Genomic DNA, 12,720 nt, shown 5'->3' on the forward strand with positions numbered 1-12,720 from the left:
CCACGCTGCCGACCGGCTACGTGTTCACGAGCAAGGACGTGGGCTCCGACGCCGCTGACAGCGACGCCGACAGCGCCACTGGCATGACCATCCAGACCGTGCTCGACTCCGGCGAGTCGGACAAGAGCTGGGATGCCGGCATCGTCGCCAACCCGGGCTCCATCTCCGGCACGGTTCGCGAAGATCTGGACAACAACGACAGCGGCGACACCCCGATTCCGGGCGTCACCGTTCAGCTGAAGGACAGCACCGGCACCGTGGTGCAAACCACCACCACCGACGCCAACGGCAACTACACGTTCAACAACGTGCCGGCTGGCACCTACACCGTTGTCGAAACCAACCAGCCGGGCTACCTGGACGTTTCCGACATCGACGGCGGCAACCCGAACAGCATCGCCGTGACGCTGGCCCCGGGCGCGACCAGCACCGGTAACGACTTCGTCGACGAACGCACTGCTGCCATCGGCGACAAGGTGTGGCTGGACAAGAACGCCAACGGCGTGCAGGACGCCGGTGAAGCCGGTCTGGCCGGTGTCACCGTCAAGCTGCTCGACAGCGCCGGCACCGTGGTGGGTAGCTCCACCACCGACGCCAACGGCAACTACCTGTTCAGCAGCCTGACCCCGGGTGATTACGCCGTGCAGGTCGTCGCACCGACCGGCTACACGGTTACCGGCAAGGATCTGGGCGGCAACGATGCCACCGACAGCGACATTGATCCGACCACCGGCAAGACCATCAACACGACCCTCAGCGCCGGTGAAACCGACCTGACGTGGGATGCAGGCCTGTACCAGAAGGCTTCCATCGGTGACAAGGTGTGGCTCGACACCAACAAGAACGGCGTGCAGGACACGGGCGAAGCCGGCATCACCGGCGTGACCGTGAAGCTGCTGAATGCTGCCGGCACTGTTGTGGCCAGCGCCACGACCGATGCCAACGGCAACTACCTGTTCAAGGATCTGGTGCCGGGCGATTACTCGGTGCAGGTTGTGGCCCCCGCCGGCTACGCTTTCACTAGCAAGGATCTGGGCGGCAACGACGCTACCGACAGCGATGTCGATCAGACCACCGGCAAGACCATCACTACCACCCTGGAATCCGGCGAAAACGATCTCTCGTGGGATGCCGGCCTGAGCCAGCAGACTGCCAGCATCGGCGACAAGATCTTCTACGACACCAACGCCAACGGTATCCAGGATGCCGGCGAAGCAGGCGTCCAGGGGGTTGTGGTCGAATTGCGCGACGCCAACTGGAACGTGCTGGATACCCGCACCACCGATGCCGGCGGCAATTACCGCTTCGACGATGTTGCTGCGGGCCAGTACCGTATCGACGTGCAGGAGTGGACGCTGCCGTCCGGCTACGCCTTCACGGCCGCCAATCAGGGTACGAACGACGCGGTTGATTCCGACGTCATCAACACCGGCGGCCACATGGATCTGACGGTGCTCGATGCGGGTGAAGTGGATCTCAGCTGGGATGCGGGCATTGTCAAGCAGCCGGCCTCCTACGGCGACAAGGTGTGGCTCGACAAGAATGCCAACGGCGTGCAGGACGCCGGTGAAGCCGGCCTGGCCGGTGTCACCGTCAAGCTGCTCAACAGCGTCGGCAGCGTGGTGAGCACCACCACGACCGACACCAACGGCAACTACCTGTTCAACAACCTGGTACCTGGCGATTATTCCGCCCAGGTTGTTGCGCCGACGGGCTATTTTGTCAGCGCCAAGGACCAGGGCGGCAATGATGCCACCGACAGTGACATCGATCCGACCACCGGCAAGACCATCACCACCACGCTGGCCGCCGGCGAAGCCGACCTGAGCTGGGATGCCGGTCTCTACCAGAAGGCCTCCATTGGCGACAAGGTGTGGGCCGACTGCAACAACAACGGCATCCAGGATGGTACCGAGGCGGGTGTGTGCGGTGTCACCGTCAAGCTGCTCGATGCCAGTGGCACCGTGGTGGCGACGGCACTCACCGACATCAACGGCAACTACCAGTTCAAGGATCTGATGCCGGGCAGCTACGCCGTACAGGTGGTGGCGCCCACCGGCTACGCCCTCACCACCAAGGATCAGGGGACCAGCGATGCGGTCGACTCCGACATGGATCAGGCCACCGGCAAGAGTGTGCTGACCACCCTCGAATCCGGTGAAAACGATCTGTCGTGGGATGCCGGCCTGACCGTCAAGTCGGTTGGTGCCACCTTCGACTTCAGCGGCAGCTCCGCCACCGATGGCACCAACGGCAACATTCGCAGCTACACCAGCAACGGCATTTCGGTGAACACCAGTGCCTGGAGCCGTGACAAGACCTACGGCACCTGGTCCTCGGCCTGGCTGGGTTCCTATGGTGGCGGTCTCGGCGTTACCGACAGCAGCGAAGGCTCCGGCAGCGATGTCAGCCACACGGTGGACAACGTCGGCCGGGACAACTTCGTCCTGTTCGAGTTCTCCCAGTCCGTGGTGGTGGACAAGGCTTATCTGGGCTACGTGGTTAACGACAGCGACGTGAAGGTGTGGATTGGCACCGTCAATGGCGCCTTCGACAGCCACATCACCCTGTCTGACGCCGTGCTTACCAGCATGGGCTTCACCGAGGTGAACCAGACGACGCTGACGTCGGCCCGCTGGGCTGACCTCAACGCTGCCGGTTACGTCGGCAACGTGCTGATCATCGCCGCCGATACCACCGACACCTCGCCGGAGGACTATTTCAAGATCGATCAACTGGTCGTCAATACCGCCTCGGCCTTCTGCGCTACCGATGTCAGCATTGGCGACAAGGTGTGGGAAGACAGCAACGCCAACGGCGTGCAGGACGCCGGTGAAGCCGGTATTGCCGGTGTCACCGTCAAGCTGCTCAACAGCGTCGGCACCGTGATCGCCACGACCACCACCGACGCCAGCGGCAACTACCTGTTCGACAAGCTGGCCGCTGGCAGCTACAAGGTGCAGGTCGTTACCCCGAGCGGTTACATCGTCACCACCAAGGACGCCTCGGTAGCGACCGATGCCACCGACAGTGATATCGATGCCAGCGGTATCTCCGGCCTTTACACCCTCACCCAGGGCAGCAACAACCTGACGGTGGATGCCGGCTTCTACAAGCCGCTGGCGTCCATTGGCGACAAGGTGTGGGTGGACAGCAACAACAACGGCATCCAGGACACCGGCGAAGCCGGCTACAGTGGCGCGACCGTCAAGCTGCTCAACGCCGCCGGTACTGTCGTGGCCACCACCACCACCGATGTCAACGGCAACTACAAGTTCAGCAACGTGGTGCCGGGGGATTACTCGGTCCAGGTGCTTGCGCCCAGCGGTTATGTCTTCTCGGCGAAGGATCAGGGCACGAACGATGCCATCGATTCCGACGTGGATGTGACCACCGGCAAGACCATCGCCACCACCCTCGTCGCCGGCGAGAACGACCTCACCTGGGATGCCGGCATCTACTGCCCGCCGACCACCGCCAGCATTGGCGACAAGGTGTGGGAAGACATGAACTTCAACGGCGTGCAGGACGCGGGCGAAGCCGGCATCCAGGGTGTCACCGTCAAGCTGCTCAACTCGCTCGGCACTGTGGTGGCCACTACCACGACCGATGCGAGCGGCAACTATCTGTTCAGCAATGTGAACGTAGGCAACTACAAGGTGCAGGTTGTGGCCCCGACCGGCTACTACTACACCAAGCAGAACCAGGGCACCAACGATGCGGTGGATTCCGATGTGGATTCCACCGGCAGGACCACGCTGACCTCGCTGACCGCGGGTGAAAGCGACAAGTCCTGGGATGCCGGCCTGTACCGCAAGGCCAGCATTGGCGACAAGGTGTGGGAAGACAAGGACCACGACGACATCCAGGACAGCACTGAGCCGGGTATCGGCAACGTCAAGGTGTCCCTGCAGAACGCTTCCGGCACCACTATTGCCACTACCTACACGGATGCCAGCGGCAACTACAAGTTCACCAACCTGGATCCGGGGTCGTATCGTGTCGTGTTCGACAAGAGCGCGACCACCTACCTGGGTGTGGATATGTCGAAGTGGTACTGGGCGGCCAAGAACATCGGCACTGACGACACCAAGGACGCCGATGCCTACGGCACCTACGATGTGGCCACCACGGCCTACACCACCCTGGTGTCCGGCGAAGCCGACATGACCTGGGACGCGGCGATCACCCCGATTGTTCTCGACCTGGATCAAAACGGCATCCAGACCATTGCCCGTGAAGACGCCACCGGCAAGTTCGACCTGCTCGGCAACGGCAAGGCCATCAGCAGTGGCTGGATCTCTGCCGGTGATGCCTTCCTGGCCATCGACATCGACAACAACGGCAAGGTCGACAACCTCTCCGAACTGTTCGGCGGCACCAGCAAGGGCGACGGTTTTGCCAAGCTGGAAGCCTTCGACAGCAATGGCGATGGTTTCGTCAATGCCCAGGACGCCCACTTCGGCGACCTGCTGGTGTGGCAGGACCTGAACGGCAACCACCAGACCGATGCCGGCGAGCTGCGTACCCTCGTCGAAGCCGGCGTGGCCAGCCTGAAGGTGGACTTTGTCGAACTGCCGGCCGTGGATGCCCAGGGCAACCTGCACCTGGAACGCTCCAGTGCCGTCATGGCCGACGGCTCCAGCATCGACATGGCTGACGTGTATTTCAACGTCTCCGTGGCCGACGCCGCGGACGCCGGTGTGGTGCTGCCCAGCCTGTCGGCCCTGCTTGGCGACGACCACAGCCTGGACGTGGTGCTCGGTACTTCCACCGTTACCGCGGCCTGCCCGACGGCTGATGCGAGTGCCGCTGCCGCTTCGGTGAGTGACGGTGCGGTTACCGCCCTCGGCCAGCTGGCCAACCTGTACGACGAGCAGCAATTCGCCTTGATGGCGGCGTAATTCCCCCGCGCGCTGACCGCTTGAAGGCGGTTGGCGCGCGGGAGCCCATCCGGGAAAACAGTCACTTTTTTAACCTAGGAGCAATACATGAATCGCATCATCAAGAAGTCCGCCCTGGCCCTGGCCGCCATTGGCCTGTTCGCCAGCGCTTCCGCCCAGGCCGACTCCCTCGTGCTGGAGCAGGACATCAACTCCCTCAGCTTCAACGTCGATGTGAGCGGCACCACCCACGACGTCGTCGCCGGCGCCTTCAGCGTCAACAACCTGACCAGCGGCAGCAGCTTTCTGGCCTTCTGCTTCGAGCTGCTGCAAGGCGTCAACACCGGCACCCTGACCCCCCCGGGTCTCGACTTCACCGCCGGCTCGGCCGCTTCTGCCGATACGCAGACCCTGTTCAACCAGAGCTTTTCCGGCCTGAACTTGAACAGCGCCGTGGAGTTGGCGGGTTTCCAGATCGCCCTTTGGGAAACGCTCGACAACAATGATCTGTACTCGGGCAACTACAGCAACTGGACGGGCGCCAGCAGTTCTAGTGAAGAAACCGACGCACTGGACACCGCATGGATTTTTCTTGAGAAGCTGACCGCCAACGATCCGGCTACCGGCAGCTACAACCTGACGACCTGGTCCAATGCCACGAGCCAGGATCTGATCCAGGCCAGCACCCCGGGTACCAATGTGCCGGAGCCGGCCAGCCTCACGCTGGGCGCCCTTGGCCTGGCGGGTCTTGCCGCCGCTCGCCGTCGCAAGGCCTGATTGCCGGCGGGTGCCGCGTGGCACCCGGCCAGCATGAAGTGCTGCTGATGACAAAAAGGGGGCTTGCCCCCTTTTTTGTCATTCTCATTCCCGTTCTTCGATGAGTCGAGGCAGCCCCGTGAAATATGAGGTCGTCAGCGCCCCGGGCCTTGGGATATCGTCGCTCTCGACCCCCTTGCGTCCTCTTTGCCCTGCCGAGCATCTCCTCCCCGAGGTTTCCATGTACCGAACCCGCATCCTCCCGGCCCTCGTTCTGGGATCGGGCCTTGCCCTTCTTGCCTGCACTGCCCACGCCGAACCGATTACCGGCACGCCGCAGCCATCCTTGTCGGAGGCCGCTCGCCCTGATCTGGTCCATCTCAACCGGGGCCAGACGGCCCTGCGTGAGCGCCAGTTCGACCAGGCCGAGAAAGCCTTCGGCGAGGCCTACCGGCACAATCCGCGCTCCGTCGAAGCGATGCTCGGGCTGGCCATGGCGACCCATTCCCAGGGCAAGGTCAAGCTGGCCCGCGACTGGATGTCCAGCGCCGTCGCGATGGCCCCGGGGCAACCCCGCGTTCTGCAGGCCCAGGCACGCATGCTGGTCGAGCAGGGCTTGCCGGCGGCGGCGGAGGAGAGCTATCGCGCCGCCATTGGCGCTCACCCGGAGCAGGCCCGCCTCAAGCTCGATCTGGCCACTCTTTACATGGACCAACTCAAGAAGCCGAGCGAGGCCGTGGCCGTGTTGCGTGACCTGATCCGGCAAGACCCGGAACAGAGTGCCGCTCATTTTCAACTAGGTCTCGCTCTGTCTGCCGACGGCAAGCTCGACGAGGCTGGCCGGGCCCTCGACGAAGCGATCCGGCGGGCTCCCGGTGATTCTCTCGCCGTCCACGCACGGGGTCTGATCGCCCTCAAGCAGGGGCAGCCGGACCGGGCCCTCGCCCTGTTCGACAAGGCGCTCGTTCTGCGCAAGGATTTTGCCGGGGCCATGCTCGCCCGCGGCGATGCGCTGCAGGCGCTGGGCAAGTCCGAGCAGGCCATCGACGCCTACAAGCGGGCGGCCAGCCTGGCCCCGACGAGTGCCTTGCCCCACGCCCTGCGTGCCCAGGCCTTCGAGCGCATGAAGCGTCCGACCGAGGCCGAGCAGGCCTACCGGGATGCCTTGAAGCTGGAGCCTGACAATGTGCGTATTGGCAACAACCTGGCCTTTCTGCTGAGCAGCCAGAAACTCAAGCTCGATGAAGCCCTGAGTCTGGCCCAGCGGGGCGTCGCCAGTGCGCCGGGCAGTGCGACATACCTGGATACGCTCGGTGCGGTGCTTGTGGCCCGGGGCGATGGGGCAGGTGCCCGCCAGGCCTTCGAGCGGGCGCAGGCTCTCGAGCCAGGCAACACCTCCGTGCGCCAGCATCTGGCCCAGCTTGGCGTGGTGCCGGCGGCAAAACAGGTTCCGGCTCCGGCGGTTGTCGCTGCCGTCGCCGTTGCTCCCGTGGCTTCGGTGCCAGGGGCCGAGGATCCGGCCAAACTGATTGCCTCGCGCATGGAAGCCTGGCGGCAGGCCTGGCAAGCCAAGGACGCCAGTCGTTACCTGGCTTTTTACGCGAGCAGCTTCATGCCCGCCGACCAGCGTGCCCGCAATGCCTGGGAGGCAGATCGGCGCGCCAAACTCGACAAGAAGGGCGATATTCGCGTGCAGATCGGGGAATCTGCTTACAAGCTGGCGGGGGAGGTGGTCACGGTCAGTTTCGAGCAGCGCTATCAGTCCGGCAACTACAGCGATACCGGGCGCAAGCTGCTGGAGTGGGTCAAGGAGGGCGGCGAATGGAAGATCCGCCGCGAGGCCCAGCAGTAAGATGCGGGGCGGAGCTTACGCCGCGGCGCAGTCCTGGCGGGTTTCCACCAGCAGGTCGTTGGCCGTGAGGGCGAAATCCTTCCAGGCAGTGGCCAGTTCGCGGCGCATGGCCATCTGGTAATCGACGCCCGGCAACCGCTCGTAGGCAATGCTCGAGATGGCTAAAAAGCTTTGGTTGAAGCGCAGGGCGTCGTCCAGCAGGGCCTCACAGAATCCCTGGAAGGGTTCCAGAATGCGCAGCGTGAGGGCCGACCAGCCCCGCTCGACTCTCACGCTGCGGGCATCGAAGGGCAGCTCGTAAAGCATTTTCAGGGCTTCCCGGAACAGCTTTTCCACGGTGTCGAGAATGGCCTGTCGGGTCAGTTGGGCGCGTCGCCGGACGCTCAGGCCCCGCTGCAGGCTGGTTCGGTAGCGGGTAAAGCTCAGTTTGCGCTGGCTGCTCACCCAGGCGGAGAAACGGGCGATGCAGATATCGTTGGTATGAATGCTCATGGTGGTTCCGTGCGGGGTCAGAGCCCGGGTGTCGCCATGGGTGGCGAGTCTGTCTGCATGTGCGGTTTGTCGCATGACCGATCTCCCGGATTGAAGCTCTCCGGACCATTAGCAAACTTTGTTCCTGCTTTCTAAAAACCTTTTCTGTTTCTTATTTTTCATTTTTATCAATGCCTTGACCACTTGTTCGGCTTTTGGGGGGCGTGCGTGCATGTCGAGTTCATGCCCGGGAAGCGTACTTTTCAGACTTTTTGGGGCACATTTTGGGGCTTGGCGAGCCGGCAGCTACAAGACCCTGGCCTGATGCAGGCCGTTGCGCACGTTGTCGAGGGAGAAAGGTTTGAGGATGTAGCCGTTGGCACCACGCTGGATGGCGGCACTGACAGTTTCCCGTTCGGCGCGGGCAGTGACGAAGATGACCGTGACCTCCGGATGGCAGGCCTTGATGGCCAGGAGGGCATCGAGACCCCGTACATCCGGTGTGTCGATAGCCATGCAGATGACGTCCGGGCGATCTCGTTCGAGCAGGATCAGACCTTCCATTCCGCTTGCGGCCTCGCCGATGACCCGGTAGCCAAGGCTGCGCAGCATGTGGGTAAGGAGGGCGCGCATCTGTCGGTTGTGGTCCACGACCAGGACGGAGGGTCCGTCGCCGTCGGGCAGGGCCTGCGGCGAGAGCAGGCCGGCCAGCGGGTCGAGGACATCAAGAATCCGGCCGGCGGTGAGGGGCTTCTCGACGTAGCCGACGGCGCCCGCCTCGAGAGCGCCGATGATTTTCTGGCGGCGGATGTCGGTGGCGAACATCACTGCGTAGACATCCGGGTGGCTGGCGTGGATGCGGCTTACCAGGCTCAGGCCGTCGGGGGCGCTGATATCCATGTCTATACAGGCCACCGCGGGTGGGTTGGCGGCGATCAGGCGGATGGCGGCGGCGCCCGAGTGCTCGACCCCACTCACGGTAAAACCCTGGGCCTTGAGGATGCTCTGGAGCACCTTGGCCCTCAGGGGTGTGTCGTCGATGATCATCACCCGAAGGTTCTTGCGGCTTGCTGAAGCGTTTGGGTACATGGGGTCAGGCGATGCGCCAGCAGTTTCCGCCGGCCCGTTTGGCGGCATACATGGCTCGGTCGGCGAGGGCTGTCAGGTGCTTGAGATCGTAGCCGTCTTCCGGATAGACGGCGATACCGATGCTGACCCCCAGTTTGCAGCCCGCAAAATCGTCGTCAGGAATGTCGACCACGGTGGCGACAAGGCGCTCGCAGAACTGGGCGATGTCTTCCTTGCGGTGCAGCAGCGGGCACAGGATGGCGAACTCGTCGCCGCCCAGGCGGGCGACCACGTCGGTAGCGCGCGCGGTGGCTTCCAGGCGTTCGGCGAGGGCGATCAGGATCTGGTCACCGGCCGGATGGCCGAAGCGGTCGTTGATTGGCTTGAAACCGTCCAGGTCGAGCATCAGCACTGCCCCGGATTGCCCGTCACCGCTGGCCCGCATGAGAATGGCGCCCGCCAGTTCGGTGAAGGCCTTGCGGTTGGCGATGCCGGTCAGCGGGTCGTGGCGGGCGATCTCGCGCCAGCGCCGGCTGTCCTGTTCGACGGAGCGATACTTGCGGACCATGCCGAGGACGATGATCAGGAAGTTGGCCAGCGCCAGCACGAAGGCGCCGGTCTGGATTGCCCGCAAGTCCTGGGTTCGGCTGATGGAGTCATGCTCCAGCGCCGAGGTCAGGTGGTTCATCAGGGTCAGAATCTCGCGGTTGTGGCGCACCATGTAATCTGCGGCCCAGGCCCGCTCGGCGGGGTCCTGGAAGTTGCGCTGCGATAGTGGGGTGATGAGTTGGCGGGCCGCAGCCACTGCCCGGGCGCCTTCGCCGCGTACCGGTTGAAGGCGTACGGGGGGGCCGTCACCACCGCTGGTTTCGCCGCCGTCGGCAAAGGCCGTGAGGGTTTTGCTGAAAAGCCCGAACGCGTCTTCAAATTCCTTTTGTGCGGATTCCGTGTTCTGGCCGTGGTTCGGCAGGGTGGCCAGCAGCAGGGCCTTGGTGGTCTGCTGAGAGAGCATCCGCTGGCGACCGGCCAGATTGATGGCGACCGCATCTCGCGCCACCTGCTCGGCAATCCACAGATTGATGAGCAGAACGCTCAGGTCGAGCGCCACGAACAGCACGATCGCTGTCACGAGTCGGCGGGGCGATCCAATCAGGGCGCTGACCGGGATGGGCATGAACGCGGGTGCCTTCACGGAGCCGGGCTTCGTGGCGTGGCATGTGAATTTGTATGTCTCTGATTATCGGCGCCCCGCGGCGCTTTTGCAGGGACAACGCTCAAAAAAGAAAATGCGGCCCGAGGGCCGCATCGAAGGTGCTGCACGCCAATGGCGGTGTTCAGTCCTTGAAGCGCTCTTCCAGGGCGGCAATGGCCGGCAGGGTCTTGCCTTCGAGGAACTCGAGGAAGGCACCGCCGCCGGTGGAGATGTAGCCCACGTCGTCGGCGATGTTGAACTTGGCGATGGCCGCCAGGGTGTCGCCGCCGCCGGCGATGGAGAAGGCTTCGGAGTGGGCGATGGCGGAGGCCAGCATCTTGGTGCCGCCGGCGAACTGGGGCAACTCGAAGACACCGACCGGGCCGTTCCAGACGATGGTGCCGGCGTTGGCGATGATTTCGGAAAGCTTGGCGGCGCTCTTCGGGCCGATGTCGAGGATGCGGTCGTGGGCGGCCACGTCGTCCACGGAGATCTTGTTGGCGCGGGCCAGGGCGGAGACTTCGTCAGCCACGACCACGTCGACGGGCAGCGGCACTTCGGCGCCGCGTTCCTTCATGATGTCCATGATGACATGGGCTTCCTTGACCAGGTCGGGTTCGGCCAGCGAGTCGCCGATGCGCTTGCCGGAGGCCAGCAGGAAGGTGTTGGCGATGCCGCCGCCGACGATCAGCTGATCCACCTTGTCGGCCAGGGAGCGCAGGATGGTCAGCTTGGAGGACACCTTGGAGCCACCGACGATGGCCACCAGCGGGCGGGCCGGGGCGTGCAGAGCCTTGCCGAGGGCGTCGATTTCGGCACCCATCAGGATGCCGGCGCAGGCCACCGGGGCAAAGCGGGCGATGCCGTGGGTGGTGGCTTCGGCGCGATGGGCGGTGCCGAAGGCGTCGTTCACGTAGACGTCGCAGAGGGTGGCCATTTTTTTGGCGAGCTCTTCGTTGTCCTTCTTTTCGCCTTTGTTGCAGCGGCAGTTTTCGAGCAGCACGACTTCGCCCGGGGCGACGCTGAAACCGCCGTCGACCCAGTTCTGGATCAGCCGGACCGGCTTGTGCAGCAGCTGGCCGAGACGCACGGCAACCGGCGCGAGGGTGTCGTCGGCGGTGACTTCGCCTTCGGTCGGACGACCCAGGTGGGAGGTGACCATGACCGCGGCGCCGCCTTCGAGGGCGTAGCGGATCGACGGGATCGAGGCGCGGATGCGGGTGTCTTCGGTAATGTTGCCGGCTTCGTCCTGCGGCACGTTGAGGTCGGCACGGATGAAGACGCGCTTGCCGGAGACGTCGAGCTCGGTGAGTTTCTTGACTTGCATGATGATGTTCTTCGTGGCTTCGGAATGAAAAACGCCCCGCACGGGGCGGGGCGTCGATACGACGTGTTACTTGGCGTTGACGAAGGCGCGGGCCGCGTCAAGCATGCGGCAGGAGTAGCCCCACTCGTTGTCGTACCAGGCCAGCACCTTGACCAGCACGGAGCCATCTTCGCCCTTGATGACGCGGGTTTGCGTTGCGTCGAAGGTGGAGGAGACGGTGGTGTGGTTAAAGTCGGAGGAGACCAGCGGCTCGTTGTTCACGGCCAGGATGCCCTTCAGCGGGCCGTTGGCGGCAGCCGTCATCAAGGCGTTGATTTCTTCCTTGGTGGTGGCGCGCTCGGCGGTGAAGGTCAGGTCGACCAGCGAAACGTTGATGGTCGGCACGCGCAGCGCGAAACCGTCGACCTTGCCGACCAGTTGCGGCAGCACCAGGCCGACGGCCTTGGCGGCACCGGTCTTGGTCGGGATGATGTTGGCGGCGGCGGCGCGGGCGCGGCGCAGGTCCTTGTGGCGGACGTCGACAGTGACCTGGTCGTTGGTGTAGGCGTGGATGGTGGTCATCAGGCCCTGCTTGATGCCGATGGCGTCGGACAGGATTTTGGCCACCGGCGCCAGGCAGTTGGTGGTGCAGGAGGCGTTGGAGACGACGGTCATGTCGGCCTTCAGCGCTTCTTCATTGACGCCCATGACGATGGTGGTGTCCACGTCGTCACCGCCGGGCGCGGAGATCAGCACGCGCTTGGCGCCCTGGTCGAGCAGGGCCTGGGCCTTGGCCTTGGTGGTGTAGGCGCCGGTACATTCGAGCAGCACGTCAACGCCGTGGCTGCCCCAGTTGACGCCCTTGGGATCCTTGGTGGAGTAGAAGGCGATTTTCTTGCCGTCGATGATGATGGTGTCCTCACCTTCGGTTTCCACCGGGGTGGCGAAGCGGCCATGCGTGGTGTCGTACTTCAGCAGGTGGGCGTTGGTGGCCAGGTCGCCGGCGGCGTTGATGGCAACCACTTCAAACTCGTTCTGCAGACCCTGCTCGTAAATGGCGCGCAGCGTACAGCGGCCGATACGACCGAAACCATTGATGGCGACCTTGATGCTCATCGAATCTTCTCCCTAGTCTTATTCACACAAAAACAAATCCTGCGGCCGCGGCCGGGGGGCCGCGCCTACGATGACG

The 12,720-nt window shown here is 63.9% G+C and carries 8 protein-coding genes; 3 read left to right on the plus strand and 5 right to left on the minus strand.

Features of this window, described 5'->3' with window-relative positions; all coding sequences use genetic code 11:
* The 3 genes from ETQ85_RS26095 to ETQ85_RS03405 all read left to right on the plus strand — a co-directional run.
* Window positions 1-4,904 (plus strand): SdrD B-like domain-containing protein (locus ETQ85_RS26095; RefSeq protein WP_187394565.1); only part of this gene is annotated, 4,904 nt, incomplete at its 5' end.
* Between the two features lie 87 nt (window positions 4,905-4,991).
* On the plus strand, window positions 4,992-5,660 hold the full coding sequence (locus ETQ85_RS03400) for a PEP-CTERM sorting domain-containing protein (protein ID WP_148577647.1): 669 nt from the start codon (window positions 4,992-4,994) through the stop codon (window positions 5,658-5,660).
* Between the two features lie 220 nt (window positions 5,661-5,880).
* Window positions 5,881-7,491 (plus strand): tetratricopeptide repeat protein, encoded by a 1,611-nt coding sequence (locus tag ETQ85_RS03405; RefSeq protein ID WP_187394566.1) that lies wholly within the window; start codon window positions 5,881-5,883, stop codon window positions 7,489-7,491.
* Window positions 7,492-7,506: 15 nt separating this feature from the next.
* On the opposite strand, the gene ETQ85_RS03410 is transcribed toward ETQ85_RS03405, so the two are convergent.
* From ETQ85_RS03410 to gap, 5 genes are all read right to left on the minus strand, one after another.
* Window positions 7,507-7,983, minus strand: coding sequence for a hypothetical protein (locus tag ETQ85_RS03410; protein WP_148577649.1), 477 nt, complete (start codon window positions 7,981-7,983; stop codon window positions 7,507-7,509).
* A 285-nt stretch (window positions 7,984-8,268) separates the two neighbouring features.
* Window positions 8,269-9,009, minus strand: a complete 741-nt coding sequence (locus ETQ85_RS03415) for a response regulator (protein ID WP_187394567.1) — start codon at window positions 9,007-9,009, stop codon at window positions 8,269-8,271.
* Window positions 9,010-9,055: 46 nt separating this feature from the next.
* A complete protein-coding gene (locus ETQ85_RS03420) occupies window positions 9,056-10,204 on the minus strand; it encodes a GGDEF domain-containing protein (protein ID WP_148577651.1) in 1,149 nt (382 codons plus the stop codon).
* A 160-nt stretch (window positions 10,205-10,364) separates the two neighbouring features.
* Complete coding sequence (locus ETQ85_RS03425) at window positions 10,365-11,549, minus strand: phosphoglycerate kinase (RefSeq protein WP_148577652.1); 1,185 nt, start codon at window positions 11,547-11,549, stop codon at window positions 10,365-10,367.
* A gap of 66 nt (window positions 11,550-11,615) precedes the next feature.
* A complete protein-coding gene (gap, locus tag ETQ85_RS03430; RefSeq protein WP_148577653.1) occupies window positions 11,616-12,644 on the minus strand; it encodes a type I glyceraldehyde-3-phosphate dehydrogenase in 1,029 nt (342 codons plus the stop codon).
* Between the last annotated feature and the right edge of the window lie 76 nt (window positions 12,645-12,720).

Source organism: Zoogloea oleivorans (assembly GCF_008107625.1).
In the GTDB taxonomy this organism is placed as follows: Bacteria; Pseudomonadota; Gammaproteobacteria; order Burkholderiales; family Rhodocyclaceae; genus Zoogloea; species Zoogloea oleivorans.

Coding starts and splice junctions, on each gene's coding strand:
- ETQ85_RS03400 (WP_148577647.1), top strand. CDS start 4,992: ATGAATCGCATCATCAAGAAGTCCGCCCTGGCCCTGGCCGCCATTGGC.
- ETQ85_RS03405 (WP_187394566.1), top strand. CDS start 5,881: ATGTACCGAACCCGCATCCTCCCGGCCCTCGTTCTGGGATCGGGCCTT.
- ETQ85_RS03410 (WP_148577649.1), bottom strand. CDS start 7,983: ATGAGCATTCATACCAACGATATCTGCATCGCCCGTTTCTCCGCCTGG.
- ETQ85_RS03415 (WP_187394567.1), bottom strand. CDS start 9,009: ATGATCATCGACGACACACCCCTGAGGGCCAAGGTGCTCCAGAGCATC.
- ETQ85_RS03420 (WP_148577651.1), bottom strand. CDS start 10,204: ATGCCCATCCCGGTCAGCGCCCTGATTGGATCGCCCCGCCGACTCGTG.
- ETQ85_RS03425 (WP_148577652.1), bottom strand. CDS start 11,549: ATGCAAGTCAAGAAACTCACCGAGCTCGACGTCTCCGGCAAGCGCGTC.
- gap (WP_148577653.1), bottom strand. CDS start 12,644: ATGAGCATCAAGGTCGCCATCAATGGTTTCGGTCGTATCGGCCGCTGT.